The organism is Sneathiella aquimaris, from assembly GCF_026409565.1.
In the GTDB taxonomy this organism is placed as follows: Bacteria; Pseudomonadota; Alphaproteobacteria; order Sneathiellales; family Sneathiellaceae; genus Sneathiella; species Sneathiella aquimaris.
This window is the reverse complement of the sequence record NZ_CP112881.1, coordinates 3,608,972-3,633,847: the sequence shown is the minus strand read 5'-3', so window position 1 is coordinate 3,633,847 and position 24,876 is coordinate 3,608,972. Positions and strand designations below refer to the sequence as shown.

General features: G+C 49.6%; 24 protein-coding genes and 1 riboswitch. Of the genes, 12 read left to right on the top strand and 12 right to left on the bottom strand.

Annotation, left to right across the window (positions count from 1 at the left end; translation table 11 throughout):
• Window positions 1–60: 60 nt before the first annotated feature.
• From OIR97_RS17120 to arsC, 4 genes are all read right to left on the bottom strand, one after another.
• Complete coding sequence (locus OIR97_RS17120) at window positions 61–552, bottom strand: hypothetical protein (protein WP_169543428.1); 492 nt, start codon at window positions 550–552, stop codon at window positions 61–63.
• Window positions 553–865: 313 nt separating this feature from the next.
• Window positions 866–2,050, bottom strand: coding sequence for an acetyl-CoA C-acyltransferase (locus OIR97_RS17115; RefSeq protein ID WP_169543427.1), 1,185 nt, complete (start codon window positions 2,048–2,050; stop codon window positions 866–868).
• 127 nt (window positions 2,051–2,177) lie between these two features.
• A complete protein-coding gene (gene meaB, locus OIR97_RS17110) occupies window positions 2,178–3,104 on the bottom strand; it encodes a methylmalonyl Co-A mutase-associated GTPase MeaB (protein WP_267177834.1) in 927 nt (308 codons plus the stop codon).
• 20 nt (window positions 3,105–3,124) lie between these two features.
• A complete protein-coding gene (arsC, locus tag OIR97_RS17105; protein ID WP_169543426.1) occupies window positions 3,125–3,472 on the bottom strand; it encodes an arsenate reductase (glutaredoxin) in 348 nt (115 codons plus the stop codon).
• A 116-nt stretch (window positions 3,473–3,588) separates the two neighbouring features.
• Here arsC and OIR97_RS17100 point away from each other — a divergent pair, with 116 nt between their 5' ends.
• The 8 genes from OIR97_RS17100 (at window position 3,589) to OIR97_RS17065 (ending at window position 13,464) form a co-directional block, all read left to right on the top strand.
• On the top strand, window positions 3,589–4,425 hold the full coding sequence (locus OIR97_RS17100) for an ABC transporter permease (RefSeq protein WP_169543425.1): 837 nt from the start codon (window positions 3,589–3,591) through the stop codon (window positions 4,423–4,425).
• 149 nt (window positions 4,426–4,574) lie between these two features.
• Window positions 4,575–5,744 (top strand): aspartate aminotransferase family protein, encoded by a 1,170-nt coding sequence (locus tag OIR97_RS17095; RefSeq protein WP_169543424.1) that lies wholly within the window; start codon window positions 4,575–4,577, stop codon window positions 5,742–5,744.
• Window positions 5,744–6,679 carry an ornithine carbamoyltransferase gene (gene argF / locus OIR97_RS17090; protein WP_181017838.1) on the top strand — a complete coding sequence of 312 codons (936 nt, stop codon included), beginning with the start codon at window positions 5,744–5,746 and terminating at the stop codon, window positions 6,677–6,679. Before OIR97_RS17095 ends, argF begins: the two co-directional genes overlap by 1 nt.
• An 18-nt stretch (window positions 6,680–6,697) precedes the next feature.
• Window positions 6,698–7,624 carry an Hsp33 family molecular chaperone HslO gene (locus OIR97_RS17085; protein ID WP_169543423.1) on the top strand — a complete coding sequence of 309 codons (927 nt, stop codon included), beginning with the start codon at window positions 6,698–6,700 and terminating at the stop codon, window positions 7,622–7,624.
• 65 nt (window positions 7,625–7,689) lie between these two features.
• Window positions 7,690–8,283, top strand: coding sequence for a hypothetical protein (locus OIR97_RS17080; protein WP_169543422.1), 594 nt, complete (start codon window positions 7,690–7,692; stop codon window positions 8,281–8,283).
• 142 nt (window positions 8,284–8,425) lie between these two features.
• A complete protein-coding gene (locus OIR97_RS17075; protein WP_169543421.1) occupies window positions 8,426–9,100 on the top strand; it encodes a CerR family C-terminal domain-containing protein in 675 nt (224 codons plus the stop codon).
• Window positions 9,101–10,345, top strand: a complete 1,245-nt coding sequence (locus tag OIR97_RS17070; RefSeq protein WP_169543420.1) for an efflux RND transporter periplasmic adaptor subunit — start codon at window positions 9,101–9,103, stop codon at window positions 10,343–10,345.
• Complete coding sequence (locus OIR97_RS17065) at window positions 10,345–13,464, top strand: efflux RND transporter permease subunit (protein ID WP_169543419.1); 3,120 nt, start codon at window positions 10,345–10,347, stop codon at window positions 13,462–13,464. The genes OIR97_RS17070 and OIR97_RS17065 overlap by 1 nt, the downstream gene beginning before the upstream one ends.
• A gap of 19 nt (window positions 13,465–13,483) precedes the next feature.
• Here OIR97_RS17065 and folE read toward each other — a convergent pair whose 3' ends face one another.
• The 7 genes from folE to OIR97_RS17030 all read right to left on the bottom strand — a co-directional run bounded on the left by folE (window position 13,484) and on the right by OIR97_RS17030 (window position 19,252).
• Window positions 13,484–14,089, bottom strand: a complete 606-nt coding sequence (gene folE, locus OIR97_RS17060) for a GTP cyclohydrolase I FolE (protein WP_169543418.1) — start codon at window positions 14,087–14,089, stop codon at window positions 13,484–13,486.
• Window positions 14,090–14,126: 37 nt separating this feature from the next.
• Window positions 14,127–14,534: a Co2+/Mg2+ efflux protein ApaG gene (gene apaG / locus OIR97_RS17055; RefSeq protein ID WP_169543417.1), complete on the bottom strand. Its 408-nt coding sequence runs from the start codon at window positions 14,532–14,534 to the stop codon at window positions 14,127–14,129.
• 110 nt (window positions 14,535–14,644) lie between these two features.
• Window positions 14,645–15,451 (bottom strand): OmpA family protein, encoded by an 807-nt coding sequence (locus OIR97_RS17050; protein ID WP_169543416.1) that lies wholly within the window; start codon window positions 15,449–15,451, stop codon window positions 14,645–14,647.
• A 127-nt stretch (window positions 15,452–15,578) separates the two neighbouring features.
• Window positions 15,579–16,769 carry an O-succinylhomoserine sulfhydrylase gene (metZ, locus tag OIR97_RS17045; protein WP_169543415.1) on the bottom strand — a complete coding sequence of 397 codons (1,191 nt, stop codon included), beginning with the start codon at window positions 16,767–16,769 and terminating at the stop codon, window positions 15,579–15,581.
• Window positions 16,770–16,816: 47 nt separating this feature from the next.
• Window positions 16,817–16,894: riboswitch (SAM riboswitch) on the bottom strand.
• A gap of 89 nt (window positions 16,895–16,983) precedes the next feature.
• The gene (locus OIR97_RS17040; protein WP_169543414.1) at window positions 16,984–17,154 is read right to left on the bottom strand and encodes a hypothetical protein; all 171 of its coding nucleotides are present in this window, start codon (window positions 17,152–17,154) and stop codon (window positions 16,984–16,986) included.
• Window positions 17,155–17,166: 12 nt separating this feature from the next.
• Window positions 17,167–18,336, bottom strand: a complete 1,170-nt coding sequence (locus tag OIR97_RS17035; RefSeq protein WP_169543413.1) for a GGDEF domain-containing protein — start codon at window positions 18,334–18,336, stop codon at window positions 17,167–17,169.
• A gap of 145 nt (window positions 18,337–18,481) precedes the next feature.
• Window positions 18,482–19,252: an enoyl-CoA hydratase gene (locus tag OIR97_RS17030; RefSeq protein ID WP_169543412.1), complete on the bottom strand. Its 771-nt coding sequence runs from the start codon at window positions 19,250–19,252 to the stop codon at window positions 18,482–18,484.
• Window positions 19,253–19,358: 106 nt separating this feature from the next.
• On the opposite strand from OIR97_RS17030, the gene OIR97_RS17025 reads away from it, so the two are divergent.
• A complete protein-coding gene (locus OIR97_RS17025; protein WP_169543411.1) occupies window positions 19,359–20,171 on the top strand; it encodes a NifU family protein in 813 nt (270 codons plus the stop codon).
• Between the two features lie 18 nt (window positions 20,172–20,189).
• On the opposite strand, the gene OIR97_RS17020 is transcribed toward OIR97_RS17025, so the two are convergent.
• Window positions 20,190–22,028 carry an adenylate/guanylate cyclase domain-containing protein gene (locus OIR97_RS17020; protein ID WP_169543410.1) on the bottom strand — a complete coding sequence of 613 codons (1,839 nt, stop codon included), beginning with the start codon at window positions 22,026–22,028 and terminating at the stop codon, window positions 20,190–20,192.
• 176 nt (window positions 22,029–22,204) lie between these two features.
• Between OIR97_RS17020 and OIR97_RS17015 the strand changes: the two genes are divergently transcribed.
• From OIR97_RS17015 to ggt, 3 genes are all read left to right on the top strand, one after another.
• Window positions 22,205–22,783 carry a hypothetical protein gene (locus tag OIR97_RS17015; protein ID WP_169543409.1) on the top strand — a complete coding sequence of 193 codons (579 nt, stop codon included), beginning with the start codon at window positions 22,205–22,207 and terminating at the stop codon, window positions 22,781–22,783.
• Window positions 22,784–22,935: 152 nt separating this feature from the next.
• Window positions 22,936–23,157, top strand: coding sequence for a DUF4170 domain-containing protein (locus OIR97_RS17010; RefSeq protein ID WP_169543408.1), 222 nt, complete (start codon window positions 22,936–22,938; stop codon window positions 23,155–23,157).
• Window positions 23,158–23,265: 108 nt separating this feature from the next.
• On the top strand, window positions 23,266–24,855 hold the full coding sequence (gene ggt / locus OIR97_RS17005; RefSeq protein ID WP_169543407.1) for a gamma-glutamyltransferase: 1,590 nt from the start codon (window positions 23,266–23,268) through the stop codon (window positions 24,853–24,855).
• Window positions 24,856–24,876 lie beyond the last annotated feature (21 nt).

Genomic DNA, 24,876 nt, shown 5'->3' with positions numbered 1-24,876 from the left:
GTTCTTGTCATAGGGCGTTATGGGGAAGTGATACAGCGAAAAAATTACCAAATACTGATGCTACGGGGTGCCAACAGACAGTAATGGCAGGTAGGCAATATACGCAATCGTATTCGACACGACGATGGAAATAATCATGATTACCAGCAGGATATAACGGTGAATGTTTGCTTCACTCCGCGATTTGATATGCCGGATATGTTGAAAATAACTGGACAGAAAACCTGTTATCCGGCGCAGCTTTTGCATTTCAGTATGCTGCCAAAATTGATAGATGACCAAAATGCACACACTGATGGCAGAAATCAAAAATGAGAGAATGACCAATGCCTGATGATGAAAAGTTTCTTTGGCGAGTAAATGTCCGATTGTTACCAACGCAGCATGGGACAGGCACGCCGCCCCTAGCGTCCGCCATTGCCGGGTTTTTGCAAACAGCATGGTTCGCGTACTTTCCCGGTAAAGCGCCAGCATTTCCGCATGGGTTGCCTCGTCCAAATCAGAAGGGATCAGGTCAAGCGCCTCTTCTGTATCCTCAAAATCCTGTGCCATCTTTCTAAGGTACTCTAATATAATGAAAAAACTATAAAGAAATACAAAAGGCGGGGGCCGGAAAGCGATTAACACTTTTTGGCGTTTTTCAGAAAATGAGAGAAGGATCCTTGTATTCAAAGTTTTGTTTGTACCCTAGCCAAAAGGTCTTGGGCCGATCAGTGGATGTGTCCGCCATTAAGGCCATTTCTCTGAGGGGGAAAACGTTCAAAAAATGGTGGCCCTATGATGACGCAAGGATTGATTATTTCCTGTGAAGGCACAAAAAAACCGGCCCTTTTTACGGGGCCGGTTTTATGGGTTGGTGCGTTGCTTAGTTGACTTCGAACAGAGCTGCTGCGCCCATTCCGCCGCCAATACACATTGTTGTCACGACATATTTTGCGCCGCGGCGTTTTCCTTCAATCAAGGCGTGGCCTGTCATACGGGCACCGGACATACCGTAAGGATGGCCGATGGAAATTGCGCCACCATCAACGTTCAGCAGTTCGTTTGGAATACCCAGTTTGTCACGGCAATACAGAACCTGAACAGCAAAGGCTTCGTTGAGTTCCCAAAGACCAATGTCATCCATTTTCAGACCGTTGCGTTCCAGCAATTTTGGGATAGCATAGACAGGACCAATTCCCATTTCATCTGGCTCACAACCAGCGACGACAAGTCCGCGGTAAGTGCCGAGTGGCTCGATATTGCGCTGTTGGGCAAGTTTTGAGTCCATCACAACACAGGCGGAAGCACCGTCAGAAAGCTGACTTGCGTTACCGGCGGTGATGAAGCAGTCCTCACCCATAACAGGTTTCAGGCTTTGCAAGCCTTCGAGTGTTGTTTCCGGGCGATTGCCTTCGTCTTTGGTCAGGGTCACTTCTTCTTCAAGTGTTTCGCCGGTTTCCTTGTTGACCAACAGTTTTTTGGTGGTCATTGGCACGATTTCTTTGTCGAAGCGGCCGGCTTCTTGCCCCGCAGCGGTTCGCATCTGGCTCTGGTAACCATATTCGTCCTGCGCATCGCGAGAAATGCCATACCGTGTTGCAACAGTTTCAGCTGTTTTCAGCATTGGGTCGTAAATGGCAGGTTTATTCGCGACCAGCCATTCATTTTGATAGCGGAACTGGTTCATATGTTCATTTTGAACAAGGCTGATGCTTTCCAGACCACCGGCAACCATTACCGGAACCCCGTCTGCAATCACGCGCTGAGCGGCCATCGAGATTGTTTGCAATCCTGAGGAACAAAAGCGATTGACGGTTGCACCGGATGTTGTGATTGGAAGGCCGGCGCGCAAAAGGGCCTGTCGGGCAATATTGCCGCCTGCTGCACCTTCTGGATTGGCAACACCCATTAAGACGTCTTCTACTTCAGCGGGATCAATTCCAGCCCGTTCGACGGCATGCTTGATCACATGGCCACCCAGATCTGCGCCATGGGTGTTGTTGAAGGCGCCGCGATAGGCTTTACCAATGGGGGTTCGTGCTGTGGAAACGATGACGGCTTCTGCCATGAGAAATCTCCTCTTTATGTTTTATTATCATTCCGGGGTGTTTGCGCCCTGGCTTGTGCGACAGCTTATATATTGTGCGCTGCAATGAAAAGCTGGAAGTTGAGAAATGCACATAAAGAGGCGTAGATCACACTTGTTTGGAGGCGATTTCGAGGCACTGACGGGCCGCTTCTTCAAAGCTGATTTCCCCCCGCACTAGTTTTTCTGATATTAAATCAAGAGCTTGATTGTCTTCGTCCAGTTTTGACGACAGAAATTCCAGTGTCGTGGTTTTAAGCAGTTTTCGGGGCCGGTCTTTTTCTTTCTGGGCGTGATCTCGTAAATGATGCTGTGTTTCAATCGCTTCCGATAATAGGTCCAGTCCCTGATTTTCCACGGCAATTGTTTTAAGGACCGGGATTTTGCGGCTTAACGCACCGGTTGTCCGGGCTTCAAGCTGGCGGGCGGTGCGCTCTGCCAACGGATTATCCGCTTTGTTGACCACAAGAATATCCGCAATTTCCAGAATGCCGGCTTTAATCGCCTGAACATCATCCCCAAGGCCGGGGGCGCAGACCACCACTTTGACATCGGCAATATCGGCCACCTCAACCTCAGACTGACCTGCTCCCACAGTCTCCAGAACAATAACGTCCTTGCCGAAGGCATCCATTATGTCGATTACATGGGACGCGGATCGGCTCAGGCCCCCTAAATGTCCGCGAGAGGCGAGGCTGCGCACAAAAACGTCGGGATCGGTCGCATGTTCACTCATCCGAATGCGATCGCCAAGAACGGCCCCGCCGCTTAACGGGCTGGACGGGTCGACCGCAATCACACCAACAGATTTTCCCCGGCTTCGCAATTCCCTGACATACGCGCCAACCAACGTCGACTTGCCAGCCCCCGGGGCCCCGGTGAAGCCAACAACCATCGAATGACCAAGAGAGGGTGCCAGCTTTTGCAGCAGGTCGCCGGTTCCCTTGCCATTATTTTCAACAAGGGTTATGGCGCGTGCCAGGGCCGCGCGGTTCCCTGCTCGCAGGCCGATGACGAGATCGTCTGTTGTGTCCACCAAAGTCTGAGCCGTTTCTCTTATAGAATTTCAAGGACAGATTCAGGCGGGCGACCAATGCGCACTTTGTCCCCGTTAAGAACAATGGGACGCTCAATCAGTTTGGGAATTGCGACCATTGCGTCAATAAGCTGCTCATCGCTAAGAGAGGGATCTGAAAGGCTGTTTTCTTTGTATTCGGCTTCCCCTTTGCGCATTAAATCCCGGGGTTTAATACCAAGCTTTGACAGAATTTCAGTCAATTCCTGTTTGGTTGGCGGGGTTTTTAAATATTCGATGACCAGCGGCTCAATCCCTTTTTCCCGAATAAGATCGAGTGTCTGGCGGGATTTGCTGCATCTTGGATTGTGTAATATTTTAACGGACATAACCTTCTCCAACCTGTCGTAATGATGGTGTCTATATGCTTGATTGTTCCAATTTTCACAAAAACTGTGACAAGGATAGCTTGCACCTTTTGTCTATAGGGAATATTTAAAGGCCCATGACAATCCGCACAACAGAAAATCAGACCGCCCTTTCAAATGCTGACCGGCCGGTAACAGGTCGCGCCGCTTTTTTAAACTGGCTGGGTCTTTATACGCTCCTTTCGAAGGAAATTAAACGGTTCCTCAAGGTTCCCCTGCAAACCGTTTTTGCTCCTATGATGACCACTATGCTGTTTCTGGCCATCTTCACGCTCGCTTTCGGGAATGGCGAACGCTATGACGGTGCCGTCAGTTTTGCCAACTTTCTGGCGCCGGGCCTCATCATGATGTCGGTTATTCAAAACGCCTTTGCAAATACATCCTCTTCGCTGGTGATTGCGAAAGTTCAAGGGAATATTGTGGACGTCCTGATGCCACCGCTTTCGGCGTCTGAGCTGACACTGGCCTATGCGTTGTCCGGCCTCGCCCGGGGAATGGTTGTCGGGCTGGTTGTGACCGTGTGCATGTGGTTCTTTATCGACCTTCAAATCCATTCCCTGCCAGCCATTTTGTATTTCCTGGTTGCCGCGGGTTTGATGCTGTCATTGCTTGGCATTATTGGTGGCATCATTTCAGACAAATTCGATCATATTGCTGCGGTGACGAATTTTGTGATTATGCCGCTCTCCTTTCTCTCAGGAACATTCTATTCGGTCGAGCGATTGAGCGGCATCTGGTACGACCTCAGCCATATCAATCCCTTTTTCTACATGATCGACGGTTTCCGGTATGGGTTTATCGGGACATCTGACAGCTCTCTTGTGCAGGGTGCCATCATCGTCGGGTTGCTTGATTTATTCCTCTACGCTGTCGTTTGGTTGCTTTTTCGCAAAGGTTTTAAACTAAAAGCATAGAAAACAGCCTTCAAAAGCAGAGTTTGATTGACAGGATAGATCCGCCTGTCAATACTTCCGCGCTTTCTGGGCTCCGATAATTCATCAAACAGGATGATTCGGAGCCATTCACTAAATGACATTTTGTCGATTTGTCGTGGAGAAGGCACATGATTCCCGCTTTGTTATCAAACTATGCCCCTGCAGAACTTTCCTTTGAAAAAGGAGAGGGCGCGTACTTGATCGGAAATGATGGCCGACGATATCTCGATTTTTACGCCGGAATTGCGGTCACGTCACTGGGGCATGCCCATCCGGCGATCGTCAAGACAGTTCAGGAACAGGCATCCAGGCTGATGCATGTTGCAAACCTGTTTACCATCCCGGAACAGAAAATTCTGGCCCAGAAAATGGTGGATGCGACGTTTGCAGATGCCGTTTATTTCTGTAACTCGGGGGCTGAGGCCAACGAATGCGGTCTGAAAATGATCCGTAAATATTTCAGCACAAACGGGCAGCCTGAAAAATTCCGGGTGATCGGTTTTAATCAATCGTTTCATGGGCGCACACTGGCAACGATTGCCGCCGCAGGGCAGGACAAACTGCTTGAAGGGTTCGGACCGGTTGCCGACGGTTATGATCATGTTGAGCTTGGCGATATCGAAGCGGTTAAAGCTGCGATCACGCCAGAGACCGCCGGGATCATTATTGAGCCGATCCTCGGGGAAGGCGGTATTAAAGTTGTGGACCCTGCCTTTCTGAAAGCATTGCGCGCCCTGTGTGACGAACAAGGATTGCTGTTGATGTTTGACGAAATTCAAACGGGTATGGGCAGAACCGGAACCCTTTTTGCCTACGAGCAAACTGGCGTTGAGCCGGATATCATGACATCGGCCAAAGCCCTGGGGAACGGATTTCCTGTCGGGGCCTGCCTGGCCGTGGAGAAAGTCGCCAAATGCATGACCGTTGGGAGCCATGGGTCAACCTATGGAGGAAACCCGCTTGCCATGGCGGTGGCGACAACGGTTTTTGATGTCATGACGGAAGACGGATTTCTGGAAAATGTCCAGCGGATCTCAGGCCATTTGAAGCAGTCTCTAAACGGCGTTGTAGATCGTTATCCAACGGTGCTGGAAGAATTGCGCGGTGTTGGTTTACATTTAGGCCTGAAATGTAAGGTCGAGAATGGAACGCTGATCGAGACGCTGCAAAAGCATGGCGTTTTAACCGCAAAAGCGGGGGACAACGTGGTGCGCCTTTTGCCGCCGCTCATTATTGAAGAAAAACAGATAAACGAATTTATTGCGGCACTGGAAAAATCCTGTGAGGAGCTGGCCTGATGACGAACCCAACACATTTTCTGGATTTGCATGAAGTATCGAAAAGTGACCTGCGGACGATGATTGATGACGGCATCGCCGTTAAAAAAGCACGAGCGGGTTTTCCTAAAGGCACAGCAGATACCGGGCGTTCCCTTGAAGGGCATACGCTTGCAGCGATTTTTGAGTTCCCATCAACACGGACCCGTGTTTCTTTCGATATGGCCATGCGTCAGCTGGGCGGCGATACGATGGTTCTGAACAGCGCAGACATGCAATTGGGACGCGGCGAATCCATTGCGGATACGGCGCAGGTTCTGTCCCGCTTTGTGGATGCGATCATGTTGCGAACAGATAACCATTCAAAATTGATTGAACTGGCCGAGAATGCGTCTATCCCGATCATTAATGGTCTGAGCAACAACAGTCATCCTTGTCAGTTGATGGCGGATGTCATGACGTTTGAAGAACATAAAGGGCCGATTACCAATAAGGTTGTGGCGTGGAGCGGGGATGGTAATAACATGGTTACTTCGTGGATCCATGCGGCCGGCCAGTTTGACTTTGAATTTCGCATTGCCTGCCCGAAAGAGCTGACACCAGATCAACGGGCGCTGGACTGGGCCAAGGAAATGGGGGCTTCGGTTTACGTAACCCAAAGCGCCGAAGAAGCCGCCGCAGGGGCAGATTGTCTGGTTACAGATACCTGGGTTTCCATGGGTGATGATGCGGGCGATCGTCACAATATGCTCGCGCCGTTTCAGATTGATGAAAAATTGATGGAAAAAGCGGCGACAGACGCCATATTCATGCATTGCCTCCCTGCGCATCGCGAGGAGGAGGCAACTGCGGCCGTGATGGACGGTCCGCAATCGGTAATTTTTGATGAAGCCGAAAATCGTTTGCACGCCCAAAAGGCCGTGCTGCGTTGGTGCCTTGGTAAAATCGGCGAATAGTACAGGTAGGACCTACCAATGTCTGACAAACAGGATACAGTCATTTTAACGGATGATCTCATTCAGCCTTTCCAGATGGCTGAAGCGGGTGTTCGCGGACGTCTCGTTCGGCTTGGAAAATGTGTCGATGATATATTGAACAGGCACGACTACCCCGAGGTCGTTGCTCGGTTTTTGGGGGAAACGCTTGTTTTGTCAGCGGTCCTTGGCGGGGCGCTGAAATTTGAGGGTATTTTTACGGTTCAGACGAAAAGCGACGGTGCCATTACCATGCTGGCGTCAGACATGACGACGCCCGGTCATTTGCGCGGATACGCAGCCTTCGATCCTGACAAGCTTGCAGAGGCAGAAGGAGCCCCGTCAACGGATCTGGTCAAACAGTATCTGGGCAAGGGATATATCGCCTTTACGATCGATGCAAAAGATACGGATCAACGCTATCAGGGGATTGTCGCGCTGGAAGGGGAAAGTCTTTCTCAGTGTATGGAAGACTATTTCGATAAATCCGAGCAACTGGAAACAAAGCTTATTTCGAGTGTTGAAAAACGCGATGGTAAATGGCGGGCCGGCGGGTTGATGATTCAGCGACTGCCGAGTGAAGATGGCCGTATCTTCAATCAGGATGCGCATGACGAAGCCTGGCGAAATGCAGAGGCCCTTGTGAGTACGGTTCAGTCTGGGGAATTGACGGATCGGAATATGCGATCACCAGAGCTGCTCTATCGGTTGTTTCATGAAGATGGCGTCTGGCTTCATGATCCCCAGATTTTGCAGGATAAATGCAGTTGTAGTGAAGAGCGGTTTTTCCGAACCCTGCAGACTTTCGGAGCAACCGAAGTTGAAGATCTTGCGGATGACGGCGTTATTAAAACCGATTGCCAGTTCTGTAGTGCGCAGTATGTCTTTAAAATGTCTGACATTGTCGGGGCCGATCAGGGATCATAGGATTGCCTTTTTTCTTCTTCACACTGCTTGATGATTAAAGTGAGTTCAGGACCAAGAGGTACATAATGGCCATAATTTCTATTTTTCGTATTGTTGTCGTGGGTATCCTTGGGGTGGTTTTGGCCTCTTGTGTGTCGGTTCCTGAAAAACAGCAATATGCGGATATTACGTTTCAGCATCTGGCCCCTATCAGGCTGGATGTTGGTGAAATTCGCGTGGTCAATGAGTTTCGCTCGCCGCTGAAAGCACCGAATGTTGAACATGAACTGCCGGTAAAACTGGACAAGTCCATCCAACGCTGGTCGCAGGACCGGCTGCGTGCCGTAGGCAATAGCAATGCGTACGCGGTTTTAACCATCAAAGATGCCAGTGTTATTGAAAAAGAATTGCCAAAAACGACAGGTTTAACTGGTCTTTTTACGAAAGATCAGGTGGTTTCGTACGAGTTTAACGTAAATGTTGAATTGCAGGTGGTCACAATAAACGGGTCAAAAGGGTTGGCACTGGCACAAGCCCGCCGCGAGAAATCCATTTCGGAAGAGGCGACCTTGAACGAACGTGACCGCCTTTATTTCAATCAAACAGAAATAATCATGCAGGACTTCGACAAGGAAATGGAAAAAAATATCCGGAACTTTCTAACACCTTTCCTGCGTTAGATCACGCTCCGCGGGTCGGTGTGACAGACATCACACATCTGATCACTATTCCGTTCGTATAAAAAAGGGCCCCTTGGAAAACTTGATTTTTCAGCGGGCCCTTTATATGTATGTTAAAATAGATCAAACGATTGACCTAATTATGCAAGCAACCAAAAAACAACCGGCTGCTGCCCGCCTGATTGAGATGGCAGGGCCGTTATTTGCCGACCGTCCCTTTGACGCCGTTTCGACACGCGAACTTGCGCGGGCCGCGTCGGTTAATCTATCCGCAATTTCCTATCATTTTGGCAGTAAAGAAGGCCTGTATGACGCAGTTTTTTCGACCCTAATCGACGACTTAGCCCCAGTGCGGAATGGTTTTAAGAATTTTTTGGATGCGGGTCTCGCTGCCGCCAAGGATAATCCCGCCTTGCAACGTCAAATACTGAAAACATTTGTCTGTCTGCTAATCGATGCGATCACATCTAATTTGCAGCCAAGATGGAAGATGCGTTTGATCTTACGTGAAATCCAAAGCGTTGGACCGTGTTTTGAAAAGGTCATGTCCGGTCATATCGATATTATGCATGATCTGGCGGGACGCCTGGTCTCTGTGATCAAAAAGGAACCTGAAGACAGTGTGACTGTCAAACTGGTCAGTCATTCCCTGATCAGTTTGTGCCTTCAATATTCTTTGAACGAACATTTGCTTTCCCACCGGTTGGGCTGGGCGGGGTTCAAGGAACCGGAAATCGCGATTTTGAAACGAGAAACCGTTGACATGGTGTTTCGGATGCTGGGACTCCCTCCCATGACTGCACAAGAGGATCCGTAGATGCTTAGTGGTAAGTTTAAAATCGTTCTTCCTGTGTTGATTTTGGCCGTCGGCTTCGGTGCATATTCGTATCTAAAACTTACAAAAGTTGAAGAAACGCCAGTCCCGGTAAAAGAACGTGTCTGGAATGTTGCCGTCAAAACCGTAAAACGGGAAACCCTGGCGCCCCGTATTTCGCTGTTTGGAACATTAATGGCGTCGCGCGAAGTAGAATTACGCTCACTTGTTGCAGGTGAAATTATCCGCGTAAGTGACAAATTGAAAGAAGGTTCGATCCTTGAAAAAGGGGATCTTTTGATCGAAATCGACCCGTTCGAATATGATGCCAGTCTAGCCGAGAAAAAAGCGAGTGCCCTTGAAGCGCGATCCCGACTGGAGGAATTGCAGGCGGTGGCGCGTTCAGAAAGAGCCTCTCTGGTTCGTGATAAAGAGATTTTGGCGCTGGAAATTCGAAACCTTGAACGATCTGAGACCCTTAGAAAAAAGGGAAATATTTCGGTTAAATCATTGGATGACGCCAAGAACGCCCTTAGTCGCCAACGCCAGACAGTTGAACAGAGGGCGGCCCAGTTGGATATCCAGCGGGCCCGCATCGGCCAGCAGAAAGCGGTGCTGGCCCGGTTGGAAATCGGTATCAAAAGGGCCGAGCGGGATTTGAAGAATACGAAACTTCGTGCGCCTTTCAGAGGATATGTGGACCAGATCGAGGTGGAGCTTGGCAAGCGCGTGGACGCCCGCGATAAAGTTGCGCGGCTAATTGATGCAAGTAGTCTTGAAGCCCAGTTTCATCTGTCCGACCGGCAATTTGGTCTTTTGCAGGCGTCAAAAGAGGGTGTGATTGGGCGGCCTGTCACTGTAAAATGGGTTGCGGGTGACAAAGAGCATTTGTTTGACGGCCGGATCGCCCGCATCGGATCACAGATCAGTGCAAGCACCGGCGGAATTCAGTTATATGCTGTTTTGCAACCAAATGGTGGAACCAACAAGGTGCGCCCCGGCGCCTTCGTTGATGTGATTTTAAGCGGTGAAAAATTTCCAAACGCCCTTCAGTTGCCTGAGCATGCCGTTTATGAAGGCAAAAAAGTATATGTGATTGTTGACGGGCGTATTGAAGAGCGCAGCGTTGAGATTGTCTATAATAATGGTGCGACCCTTCTGGTCACTGGGGACCTGAAAGACGGTGAACAGTTGATCACAACACGCTTTGCAGAAATTGGCCCGGGCCTTAAGGTCGAGGTGCGCTAATGGACCTCGCACGCCTTGTCTCGCTTTTTGTAAAGCACAAGAACGCTGCAAATCTGTTGATGATCATGATGATCGTCGTCGGTGGCTTTTCCCTGATGCGATTAAACACCCAGTTTTTTCCTGATTTTGGAACAGAAATTGTCAGTGTTTCGATTACTTGGCCCGGGGCGAGCGCAGAGGATGTTGATACTAATATTACAACAGCCCTGTTACCTGAAGTGCGTTTTCTCAACGGGGTGAAGAAAGTGCAGTCCTTCTCGGTTGAAGGGAATAGTACGGTTGTTGTTGAGTTTGAGGCGGGCACTGATATGCAGGAGGCCCTTTCTGATGTTGAGCAGGGGGTCTCGCAGATTACGACTTTTCCTGAAACCATTGAAACGCCCGTTACGAAAAGAATTGTGATCTATGACCCGATTTCCCGGCTGTCCGTTTCCGGACCTTATTCTGAAGCGTCGTTAAAAGCGATTGCCAAAACGATCAGAGATGATTTGCTGGATCGGGGGATTGATAAAATCAGCCTGTTTGGTGCCCGAGATGAGGAAATTTGGGTGACGGTCGATGATCGGGCGTTGCGCCGATATGATCTTACCTTAAGCGATATCGCGACGGTTATCCGCAATAATTCAAAAGATGTTCCGCTCGGAACGATGGGCGGGCAGTATGAACGCCAGTTACGATCCCTTGAGCAAAAAAATGATGCGCCATCAATGGGACAGCTTGAGATCAAGGCGACCCCCAGCGGACAAACTGTATATTTGCGGGATATTGCGGTTCTGACGGACGCATTTTCTGAAACGGGGAAAACTGGCTTGCTGAACGGTCAGCAAGCCGTTGAGATTTTTATTCAACGCTCCCAGTCGACAGATGCGTTAGAGGCATCCAAAATCGTGAGTGAGTATATCGAGACCGAACGAAAGAGATGGCCCGAACAACTGACCATTACCCAATATGATGTTCAGGCGAACCTTATTGAAGACAGGATCCGCCTGTTGTTGAATAACGGTCTGGGGGGGCTGGCGCTGGTTCTTGTGGTCTTGTTTATTTTCCTGAATATCCGGGTTGCCCTGTGGGTTGCTGTCGGTATTCCGGTTGCTATCCTCGCAACGGCAGGCGTGATGTTATTTACAGGCCAGTCCATCAATATGATCAGCCTGTTCGCCATTATCATGAGTTTGGGCATTATCGTGGATGATGCGATCGTGGTGGGCGAACATAGCAGTTACCTGAAGGCGCAGGGGTTGCGGCCGCTTGAAGCAGCGGAAAAAGGGGCGCTTCGAATGCTGGCGCCTGTATTTGCATCCAGCCTTACGACGATTGCCGCTTTTTTACCGATTTTCATGATCGGGGATGTCATCGGGCAGATTATTTCAGCCATCCCAGCGGTCGTTGTGGCTGTACTGGCCGCCAGCTTGATCGAATGCTTTTTCGTGTTGCCGGGGCATATGCGGGGCGCGCTGCGCCATAAAGGAACCGACAGCCGAGCCCGGATCTGGTTTGATACGAAATTCACCTATTTTCAGACGCACCTGTTTCGCAGAACCGTCAGTACCGTTGTCAGTTGGCGTTATGCGACGCTTGCAATGGCTGTCGCGTTGCTCTTCGTTGCATTTGGCCTTCTGGCTGGGGGCCGCATCGGGTTTAATTTTTTCCCATCACCTGAGGCGGATGTGGTGAACGCCAATATCGTGTTCTCACCAGGTGTACAGCGGGACGCAACGGAAGATATGATTTCGGAAATGAACCGTGCGTTGCTGAAGGTTGAACAGGATCTGACGGGCGGAGAAGGCGGCCTGGTCGTATCTTCCTTTGCAAAGATTGGAATAAGCGTCGGCAGCCAGTTTACCTCTGTTTCCGGTGATCACCGGGCCGGGATGCAGATCGAACTTGTCCCTGCGGATCAGCGAAGTATACGGACAGCTGATTTTATCGACGCTTGGCGCGCTGAGATTGTTCCAGCTGCGGGCCTTGAACGGATTGCACTGACTGAACGGATTGGCGGTCCTCCCGGCCGTGAATTGGATATACGTCTGAAAGGCACAAATACGAACGATCTCAAGACCGCCGCGTTGGAGGTCAAAGAACTGCTGAAACGATATAAGGGCGTGTCGGATATTGAAGATGACCTGCCGAACGGTAAACAGGAAGTCATTTTGAAATTGACGCCCCAGGGACGGTCTTTGGGCTTTACGACCGAAGACATATCCCTTCAGGTTCGCGCCGCTTTTGAAGGGGTGGTCGCCCGCAAATTTGCCCGCGGCGAAGAAGAAGTAACGGTCCGTGTTCAGTATCCTCGCGAACAGGTCGCAGCGGACGCATTGCAGAATTTCTACCTGCGCAGCGCTGATGGATCTGAAGTGCCCCTGTCTGAAGTTGTCACGACCTATACCGAACAGGGATACGCCCGTATTAAGCGGGAAAATGGTGTCAGAGAAGTGGCAATTACAGCGGAAATTGATGAAGAGACAACCTCTTCTGACGAGGTGTTGGCTGTCCTGCCAAAAGATGGGCTGACTGCCATTGCTGAAAAATATGGATTGAAATACCGGTTTGCTGGAAAATCAGAAGAACAGGCAGAAACCCTTGCAGATATGCGGTTGGGCGCCATGATCGGCCTGACCGCGATCTATCTGATCCTCGCCTGGGTCTTCGCGTCCTATTGGCGGCCTGTTGTGGTGATGTCGATCATCCCCTTTGGTGTTGTTGGAGCAATTGCCGGGCATTACCTGCTTGGCTACAACCTGACGATCCTGTCGTTGATTGCCTTGCTGGGTCTTTCAGGGATCCTTGTGAATAATTCGATTATTCTGGTGAGTGTGGTCGATGAACGTCTGAGCCGGGGAGAAAAATATAGGGCGGCGGTAATTGATGGTACCTGCGACAGGCTTCGGGCTGTTCTGCTGACGTCGCTTACAACAATTGGCGGTTTGACACCGCTGTTGTTTGAAACCAGCCTACAGGCGCAGTTTTTGATCCCAATGGCCATTACGCTGGTCTTTGGGTTAATGATTGCTACATTTCTGGTTTTATTTCTTGTGCCCGCCTTGCTGGTTATTCAAGACGATTTCAGGCGGATGTCAAACTTCGTAACGGGAAAAAAGAACCAGCCGGCCGAAGTTTGATATCCGGTTCAGCGGCACATTACCGACGATCAATAAACGCCAGCAATTCCTTGCGTGTAATGTCTGATTTTCGAAAAGAACCCAGCATGGAACTGGTGATCATGGTCACGCCGTCTTTATGAACGCCGCGCGTGGTCATGCATTGATGGGCACTTTCGATGATAACCGCAACCCCTTTTGGTTTTAGCGCCTTATCAATGGTGTCAGCGATCTGCTGGGTGAGCTTTTCCTGTATTTGCAGGCGTTTTGAAAAGGCATCCACGACCCGCGCCAGCTTGGATATACCAACAACGCGGTTGTCTGGCATATAGGCAACATGGGCGACACCAATGATGGGCACCATATGATGCTCGCAATAGCTTTCCATACGAATGTCTTTGAGGATGATCATTTCATCATATCCGGCGACTTCTTCAAAGGTGCGTTCCAGATAAGCGGCCGGGTCTTCTTCATAGCCGGCAAAGAATTCAAGATAAGACCGCGTTACCCGGTCTGGGGTGCCAAGCAAACCTTCACGTTTCGGGTCATCGCCAGCCCACCGAATAAGGGTTCTGACCGCTTCTTCTGCTTCTTCTTTTGTTGGCTTGTTGTCGGTGTCAACGAGGGCCGGGATATTCTTTTCCATACTATTCCATCAAGTTAGGATGTTGAAATTAACAACATTAATTGAGCCGAGACGACTCGTGAGGGCTGTCCAGTGAAAAGGCCGGGATTTCCACCGAAATCCAGCCCCCGCCTTCAACCTCCATATCATAAGTACCTACCATGATACCAGATGGTGTTGAAAGAGGTGTCCCACTTGTATATTCAAAAGACTGTCCAGGTTCCAGAACCGGTTGTTCCCCTATTACGCCTTCCCCACGAACCACCTCGGTGTTTCCATAAGCGTCCGTAATGTGCCAGCAGCGTTGACGCAGTGTTACCTGTTGATCGCTGTTATTTTGAATATGCACTTTATAAGCCCACACGAATAGTTCATCTTCCGGTTCGGAGCGATCACTCAGAAAAATGGGTTGAACCGATACCTCGATATTTTCAGTTGTTTTTTTATAGGCAGTTCCCCAGTTCATGAAACCATCCTTTCCCAAACAACCCGATCATGGAATTAATACGGGTCTAAAAGTGCTATGGATCATACCTACACGGAAAAAACAAAAGGGTCAAAAAAAGCCAGTGGATCCTAAAGTTTCAGAATTTCAACCCGACGGTTCATTTCATTGTTGAGGTGACGGCCTTCTTCTTGCCGTGGGCGTGTTTTCCCCCAAATTTCCATCTGAATACGCTGCTCTGGAATACCAGCTTCGACAAGCTGCTTTTTTACCGCAATAACACGCTTTCGAGACAGTTTGTAGTTGTAAGGTATACTGCCCACCTGGTCCGTGTGGCCCTGCAGGATAATGAGATCACCAGGGTTTTTGCGCCAGTCACTGGCAATCGTTTCAAGGGCCGCGTGTGATTTTTGGTTGAGCTGACTACTATCAAACGCGAAGTGAACTTTAGAGATTTTCGGCAAGGCTTGCTGCAAGTCATTTTGGCAGGCTTTTATGTCAGCGGTTTGCCAGTTTTCTTCTTTTTGTTCAACCCAGCAGTCAAATCGCGCCTGCGCCCGGGCTGAACGGAGAGGAGCTTTTATTCGGGCGTCGGTATTCAGCCAGTGGACAAGATCATTCCGGTACCGGATCATGAACGCTTTATCATCCTCTGATAAGCGCCAGTTTTCCAGGTTCTCTGGTAGCGGCTGGGTACCTGACACCGCATTAAGGCCTTTTTGTGCGATATAGTACTGATCGGGCCAGTCATATTGTTCGATTTCAGACTGGGCAAAGGCTTGATATTCCTGAGCCAGCGCCTTTGAAAAGGACCCCGGATAGCTTTCGCTCTCTTTCAGCGCGTTATAGGGACCGGGGCCGGTGCCGCATGCGGCGAGTAGACTGGAAAGCGTTATGCTGAGAACCAAAACAGTATTGGTGTGGCGGATATTCTTCATGTTCTTTCTCCTTTATTAGGAAAAGAATAAAAAAGAATTGGGGGTAATGTTTGGCGCAAATCTGGTGGGGATATGAAAAAATGTGGCGGGAAAAGGTCGGATTGCCGACCTTTCTGGTGGGACTGGATCAGGCGAGGGCGGCTTCTAAATCCTGAATAAGATCATTTGCATCCTCCAACCCGACGGATAGGCGCACAAGGCTTTCCGTGATGCCCAACTGCTGCTTCAACTCATCTGAAACACTGGAATGGGTTGTTGTTGTTGGATGGGTGATCAAACTTTTGGAGTCGCCCAGATTATTGCTGATTTCAATAATGTTTAACCGGTTGAGAAACGCGAAAGCTTCTTCCTGTCCGCCCTTAAGTTCAAAGCTGACAAGGGTACTGCCCCGTTTCATTTGCTGTTTGGCCAACGCCCGTTGGGGATGGCCTTCCTGACCTGGATAACGGACCATTTTTATAGTGTCCTGACCCGCTAGAAAATCAGCGACGGCTTCCGCATTATCAGTAGCCTTGTTGACCCTCAAGTCCAGTGTTTCCATCCCTTTTAACAGGTTCCAGGCATTAAATGGACTGAGTGCAGGACCCGTATGTTTCAGATACGGTGCCAATGTCTCTTCAACAAATTCTTCGCTTCCAAGGATAGCGCCGCCAAGCGCCCGTCCCTGTCCGTCAATATGCTTGGTTGCAGAATAAACAACGATATCGGCCCCTAAGGTGAGCGGTTTCTGGAAAACGGGTGTCGCAAAAACATTGTCCACAATAACCTTGGCGCCGACTTTTTTGGCAAGCTCGGATACGGCCGCAATATCGACGATTTCCAACGTAGGATTGGAGGGCGTTTCCAAAAATAGCGCCGCTGTTTTGCTGGTGATCGCGTTACGCCATTGATCAATGTCAGTACCGTCAACCAGAGTATAATGAATACCAAAGCGGGGCAGAATTTGCTCAATGATATAAATGCAGGACCCAAACATGGCTTTGGGCGCCACCACATGATCACCTGTTTTCAGGAAACTCATCAAGGCGCCATTGACGGCAGCCATGCCGCTTGAGGTGCTTCTTGCGGCTTCAGCCCCTTCTAAAATGCAGATCCGCTCTTCAAACATATTGACAGTTGGATTGGCGTACCGGGAATAAATGAAACCCTCATTCTCGCCTTTGAAACGTCCTGCAGCCTCTTCGGCGCTATCGTATACGAAGCCGGAATTCATAAAAATGGCTTCTGATGTTTCCTTGAATTGAGAACGGTTGGTTCCACCATGGACCAGTTTGGTTGCAACCCCCAGCTGAGGTTTTTTGGGCGTATCTTTTGTCATTTAGTCAGATCCTCGAGGCATAAAAAAACCCCGACCATCAGTCAGGGTTCATACGAGCCCCGACCTTTTAGCGTTCATTTAACGTGGCCGCAAGCCGGTCGGCACAAATCACCACGAATGAGATGGATATAAAATACACAGATTTTTGTCAAGCCTGCTGCCGTGACAGGTTTCAAAAAAACAGATCACGTTTCGCCTGAATAGTAGAGGTATTCTAAAAGGTATAAAAAAGCACTGCCTGTAAAGCCAGATAGATCGCAATCGCAATAATGCAAAGATTGAGTGTGCGGTCCGCCGCTTTTCCCATTTCTTTCAACTTCTTGGCAAAAAGAATGCGGCCGATGAACAGGGCGATGAACGCCAACAGCAGGAGTTTTAATAACATTTACGAAGTCTCTCAGGCGAGGGCCATTTTTTTACGGGGCTGGTAGACAGAATAGTCATTTTTACCACTGGTTTTCGCACAGTACATCTGTTCATCCGCCAGATCGACAAGATCCATCCAGGTTTCCGCCTCTGATTCCTGCAATTCCGCGATACCTATACTGGCCGTTAATTTGCGGCCATCGGGGCGGGTTCCAAGCCCGTTGGTGCGCATGCGTCGGATCGCGTTTGTTGCACCTTTTGCGTCCGTATGGGGAAGCAGCATCAAAAATTCTTCACCGCCCCACCGAATAAGAATATCAGAATCCCGTAAGTTTCGCCGAAGGGCGGCCGATGCGGCCGAAAGAACTCTGTCGCCTGCATCATGGCCGTGATGATCATTTACTTCTTTAAAATCATCCAGATCCATGAAAATCACTGATAACGGCGTTTTTTGGCGCCGGGCGATCCTGAACTGGACTTCCAGAATTTCTTCACCGCTGTTGCGGCTGAAACAATGGGTCAGAACATCAACGGACGCCTGCTCTATCAGGGATACCATATAGGCCAGCTGGCTGATTGCAGAAAACGAACAGATGGCGCTTGCAATGATCAAAGACGCTAAAACGCCCAGCCCAGGGGCCGGGTTCACCTGATTGGGCATTAAGCTGATCGCAATCAACTCTCCCAAAAAACAAAGAAGAGCCGCCATAAAACCTTCTTTGGCGGTTAGCGGAAAGATGGCTAGGCAGCAGATAATCAAGAAAGGAAAGAGTGCATATCCTGCGGTTGGCAGGCTATCGATTGACGCAATATATTGCGGCAGGATCAGTGGCTGGCTTAGCGCCTGGAATACGAGATTAATCGAGAAAAACAGGGCAATGGCCCGATAGGCGGAAGCCATGCTTTCGCTTTTGCGGATGGCAAAGACCAATGCGATGAGAAGAAGGGCACCGGTTGCACGAAAAATGACAAGCAGTTCAAAGTGGTCCCCATCGAAGGCTGTTCGGTCGATGGCGATGCCGCCAATATAAAGAGCAGCCGCGACGAGAGCAATGATCCGGATCCGAGACAAAATGACAGTTGCCCGATACCGACCCAGTAAAGGACTATGCCCTTGACTTGAAAGCAGGTTTGCAATTTTTTCATCAGATAATGGTGTATGGTGCTTACCCGCTAAAGCACTGTACAGAAAACCAAACATTGCGCTTAAAATCCCCCACAGGATAAGAAAATTACCCTATGGGGATAAAGTAGTACCAAAAATTTTCCGAAAAGCGTACCAAAAAACAGGATTTTGGTAGATTCTCCCCTCGAAGGTGCAACAAAAGAAGGCGACAGAAACCTGTTTATCGTTTTCGATTGATAAACGCGTTCATCATTTCCTGCGGTTCCGGTCCGGTGTAGGCGTCGGAAAAATGATCGATCCCGAGCTGGATTGCTTTGTCGGTTGGCAGGTTTTCCCACGCGTTGCACAGAGCCTTTTGAAGGCGTAGTGCGTTGCGTCCCCCGGCAAGCAGATCGTTCACAACAGACTGTGTTACCTCGTCGAGATTTTCCGGGGTTGCAAGTCTATGAACGAAACCCGCACGATGGGCTTCTTTGGCAAACATCGGGCGGGCCGTCATCACAAGATCGCGGGCCAGGCTTGCGCCCAGAATTTGCGGTAGAACGGCCGCTTCAATGACAGAAGGGATGCCGACCCGTACTTCGGGCATGGCAAATTCTGCACTGTCAATGGCAACCACAAGGTCGCAAATCGCTGCGATCTCCATACCCGCTCCAAGACAAAGTCCATTGATCCGGGCGATAACCGGGGCGGGAATGTCGCGGATGGCGGCACAAACATGATGGAGGTTTGTGATAAAAGTGCGGGCCGTATCAGGGTTGAGGGTTGCCATTTCATAAATGTTGGCTCCGCCGATAAAGGATTTCTCCCCCGCTCCCGTTAAAATTACAACGGCCAGATCTTCCTTGGTTTTTAAATTTTCAAAACTCGATTTGAGGGCAGCTAGAATGTCAGAATTCAGCGTATTGAGCTTTTTTTGATTGTCGATTGTTACCGTGTAGACGGCTCCTCGATCAGTTTCTGAACGTACCGTAGTCACAAATTCTGCCATTCTTCTCTCCTTTTTTATTATTTGGCATTATATATTAGGTATACACCACAAATTCAGGGCGTGTTTGTGGTACCCTAACGCGTGTAAAGAAAATAGAGAAGAAGCAATGTTTATACAGACAAAAGCCGGCGATACATCGGCTGAAATGGTATTTTTCCCCGGAGAAGCAGTGTCCCAATCAGGACCCGTGCGTGTGTCCCGAGAGGAAGCAGCCGAGCGCTCTCCTCTTGCAGAACGCCTTTATGCGGTCGACGGTATTGAGGGTGTTGAGCTGCAACCGGACAGTATCGTGCTGACAAAAATAGAGGCTGCGGATTGGGATCAGTGCCGGACTGAAATCTTTTCAGCAATTGTTGCGCATTACCAAAGCGGCAAAGAAGCTGTTGTTACTACAGAGCCTGCCGGTGAGTTCGATGCGGAAATTATCACACAGATAAAAGATCTGCTGGCCACCCGGATTGTTCCAGCGGTAACGCAATCAGGCGGTGATGTTGAATTTCACAGTTACAAGGACGGCAATCTGTATTTGAAGCTGCAGGGATCCGCATTTGGCATGTTGAACGGTATTACAAACATGCTGAAACATTATGTGCCGGAAATCCAAGCGATCCTGGATCACCGGGAAGCGCTTCCGCGCCCTGGTTTGCAGACTAATGAAGGCAAAGCCATCCGGGAACTTTTGCAGGATAAAATCAATCCGTCCATTGCGGCCCATGGTGGTCATATCACGCTGGTGGATGTTCAGGACAGCAAAGCTTATGTCCGGCTGGAAGGTGGATGCCAGGGCTGTGGGATGGCTGACGTTACATTGAAGCAGGGTGTTGCCACCGAGATCAAGAGTCTTATCCCCAGCATTGAAGAAGTTCTGGATGTTACGGATCATGCAGGCGGAACAAATCCGTATTATCAACCGGGCTGATTTTATCAGCTCTGTAGATTACGAAGCTTTATACAAAACAATGCTTTGATTACGCCCTTTCATCGGATGACTGCCTACGCTTTCAAGAGCAAGGCAGTCATTACTTTGGTTCATTGTCGTTTCTGACAACAGGATAGTCACTTCCTGACCGTCATCATTACAGAGGGTTTTTCCCAGCTGTTCGATACGCTGGGAGATATTTACGGTATCCCCCACCACGGTATAGTTTATCCGGCCCGATGAGCCAATATTCCCGACAACGAGTGTCCCGGAGTGAATGCCGATACGCATCCGGATGGGATCAAGATCTTTTTCCCGGCGTATTTTGTTGTCCGCCATAATGGCTTCACGAATTGCCTTGGCCGCCCTGCAGGCTCTTGCCGCGTGGTCAGTCTGATTTTCGGGCGCGCCCCAAAAAGCCATGACAGCATCCCCGATAAACTTGTCCACCGTCCCGCCTTCGTCTTCGATGCAGCGGGTCACCAGCTCGAAATGATGATTGAGCATGTCGGCGACTTCCTCAGAACTCATTCTTTCCGCAAGGGGGGTGAAACTGACAATATCAGTGAACATTACGGTAACGGAACGACTCTCCGAATGGGCATCACCAGTTTCCATCAATTTGCGCACCAAACTCTTGGGAACGTAGTTTTCAAACCAGCTTAAGCCCCGTAGCATTGTGTTATAGGCCTCGCTGGCCTCGTCCAGCTCTTTCAATCGACTGGATGGCAGGGTTTTCACATTGCGAAAATCCAGATCTGATATTTTTCTGGAAGCGTGGGAAAGGGCGCGGATCGGCTGCGATATTTTACGGCCGATAACGACTGAAATAATGATACCAATTATCAGGATCGCCAGACCCACCATTCCGGCATAAGCGAGACGCCTGATTTCACGGGTGGCTTCTTCATATTTGACACGATAGCCAATGATCAGTGGACGATCTGTATAGCCCTCCAGGGTTGCATAAAAGAATTGATAGCGTTCGCCGTTCAGATTTGTGAAATGGCCTTCAAAATCCAGTTTATCCCCAAACAGGCGAAACGGGGTGCGGGGTGCGGTCCATATGGACGACAGTATTGGATCGGCAATTTCGTCTAGCCGGGGTACGGTACCTTCCGTTACAAGCATCGCCGTATCATAGCTCAGGTTCTTTTGCGTCAGCACATGATCGCGTCCGTACAGAATAAAACGATCCTCGTCGAGGGCAAGGCCATCGGTTTTAACGATGTCATTCACTGAAGACACGGGAATAGCTGCGATCAGAACACCGATAAAGACACCTTCCTTGACGATTGGCTGTCTGAAGCTCAGTACAGTTTCTCTTGTTTCCGGCGTATAAATCAGTTTCGCCCAGGACCCGACACGGTCGTGGGACATTTCGTTCATCGTTGCGTTGGCAACCGGGTCATTGGCTTTGTTGAAATTTGTGACTTTACGCTTACTTCTGTCTGCAATCTTTACTTTAAAATCCGGGTATACAAAGATCAGGCCCTTGATTTTCCGGCTCCCGGCCAATCCGGCAAGCAAGGCTTCATCAAAGCTTTTTTCCTCGTAAATGTTGATCTGACCGCTGTAAATCAGGTCGGACAAATAGCGCACCTGTAATTCTACCGGATCCAGGAGATTGGTCAGGTTGGATCGAACCGCGGACATTTCAGCGGTTACTTTTTCCAACAAAAGGTCACGCGTATTGGTGAGGCCTGTAATCAGGCTGACACCAAGAACGGCCAAAATCGCAATACAAATGAGAGGGCCAAAACTCATGGCCAGAGCAGAGGCAATGGTCACCCGACTGCGGCGCTTTTGTTGATCAACTGAAATTTTTTTGCTCCCGCTTCGGAACGGTTGGCCCACACTGCCGTTCCTTCATCCCTGTATTCGTTGCAGTTTAATACCTTTTGCCAATAAGGTCTATTGTACAACTTGTGATGGTCGTTTCATTTCACGAGTTCGAAGCCCGTTTTTGGGGGGCTTCTGTGTTGTAAACGGAGATGTTGGACATTGTTGTTTCTTCTGGGTATGTATGGGTCATGAATACATTGGTCATATTCGAGCTTGTCCTCGTTCTTTCATCCTTGGTTGCTCTGTTCCTGATGCGCCGCACCTATTTCCCGATGAACCTTTTTTGGGCGGTCGGGGTTGTTCTTATCGGCGCGGCCGCAGGCCTTGGTGCGTTGGTTTACGGTGGGATCGCAGGCTTTAAATCTTATCACACTGAATTGTCCGCTTTTGCGGGGTCAATCGGCTTGGCCAGTTTTGCCCTCGCCGCCTTGGGGGGGGTGTTCGCCAGACAGTTTCATGCCGCCGGCTGGTGGATCGTTTTGATCTCGGTTTGTGTGCTGATCGGTATTCTGTTGTTTGATAAATGGGCTTTACCAAAAGAAGGTCAGTACGCGCTGGTCGGTATTCTCGGCTTATGCGCGTTATATCGCATGTTCATGCGTCCCGGCTCCGGTGTCTTTCTGGTACTTGGTGTTGCCGCGTTTGCGGGGGCCGGTCTTGCCAGTCATTGGATTTCGTCTTTGGCGCAAATGCAATCTTTGAATGTGTATCATATATTACTGTCTGTTGGTGTTCTGAGTTTTGGGGCCTTTGCCGCGAAGGAATAGGCAGCGCTTAAAGAGCCTTGCAAACGCTACGGCATAGGGTTAAGAGCATTAATCAAAATTTCAGAAGAAACCTTTATATCTAATTTTACTCTGCGGAAGGCTTTGATCGAGCCACGGACAGGGACAAATTTATTTTATAGCGAGCATTAGAAATGACTGAATTGCCGTCCGCGAACGTTTCGAAAAAAGAACTTTTTGTTGTTTTCGGTGGAAAAGTGACCGACACTAGAGGGCGTGATTTTATCGATCCTTCAAAAATGGATGTGAAAGGCTTTTACGAAAGCCATGAAGAGGCGCTGGGTGCATGGCGGGCCGCCAGTCAAATGAATGTGGATGACGCGTTTACTAAATATGTAATTGTACGGGTCTGGTAGGTTTTCAGCGGTTGTTCCTGCTGATTGTCGAAAAATTTAATTCTTAATTGGAACAATCAGTCCAACTGGATTATTGTTTGAAAAAAACATTGTTCAAGGTAGGTACCCGTGCGAAATTTTTCTTATCCCGGACGCTCCGTAACATACGGACTAAATGGTGCAATCGCATCTTCCAGCCAGCATGCATCACAGGTCGGTCTGTCTATATTGAAAGCAGGCGGTAATGCCATGGATGCGGCTATCGCCGCCTGTGCGGTGCAATGCGTGGTTGACCCAATGCAAACCGGTATTGGGGGCGATTGTTTTGCATTGATCGCACCGAAGGGCTCTGGAAAAATTGAAGGGCTGAACGGTTCGGGTAAAGCGCCAGGTGGTCTTGATGCCGATTTACTGCTTGGGCAGGGCATTGACGAGATTACACTGACCAGTCCCCACGCGGTTACAGTACCGGGGGCGATTGACGCCTGGACCCGGTTGCATGAGCAATACGGGTCAATGGATTTTGCCGATCTGCTGGCGCCTGCCATTGATTGTGCCGAGAACGGTTTCATTGTAACACAACGGACAGCCTATGACTGGCAAAGCGCGGCAGACAAACTGTCAGCTAATAAAGCGGCAGCGTCACTTTATCTGAAAAATGGCAAAACCCCGAATGCGGGCACTAAATGGCATTTGCCTGAACTTGCCAAAACCCTGAAGGCGATCGCCAAGCAGGGACGTTCGGCCTTTTATGACGGAGTGATTGCTGAAAAAATGGTCGCTTGCCTGAACGCGGCGGGGGCGCGGCATACGGTTGATGATTTTGGTCAAACCTCTGCCGATTATGTGGATCTGATCAATACAGAATTTCAGGGCAATACAGTCTGGCAAATTCCACCAAGCGGACAGGGTATAACGGCGCTGATTATGCTGAATATCCTGAAGCGGTATGATGTGGCAGATCTTGATCCCGTCGGATCCAAGCGGCTTCATTTGCAGGCGGAAGCGGCACGTCTGGCCTATTTGGCACGGGATATATATGTTGCCGACCCGGCACATGCCGAGGTTCCTGTTGAGATGTTGTTATCAGAAGAGTTCGCAGACCATCTCTGCGGCTTTATCGAGGTTGGAAAAGCCGGTGATCCGGGTGGTGCTGGCGCTTTTGATAAGCATAAAGATACTGTTTATTTGAGTGTGGTGGATAAGGACGGGACGGCCGTTTCTTTTATTAATTCGCTGTTCCATCCCTTCGGTTCCGGTATTGCCTGCGCTGAAACGGGTGTGATTTTCCAAAACAGGGGTGCCGGCTTTGTTGTGGATAAAGATCATCCGAACTGTGTTGCGCCGGGCAAACGGCCGTTGCATACGATCATTCCCGGAATGGTAACAACAAAAGGTGTCCCAAGCTTGTGTTATGGCGTTATGGGGGGTGCGTATCAGCCGGTTGGCCATGCGCATGTTCTGTCGAACCTGTATGATTTCGGAATGGATGTGCAGGAAGCAATCGATTGCCCCAGAGCGTTTTATAACGAAGGCGTGTTGGAGATCGAAGAAACCGTTGATGAGAAAGTTTTGAGTGAACTTTCAGATATGGGTTACGAGATCGAGATCCCAGAAATAGCAATGGGCGGCGGCCAGATGATCGCAATGGATTCAGAAACCGGTGTATTGTCCGCCGCATCTGAGCCGCGTAAAGACGGGTGTGCATTAGCCTATTAAAGGTTTTACGCTTTCGGATAA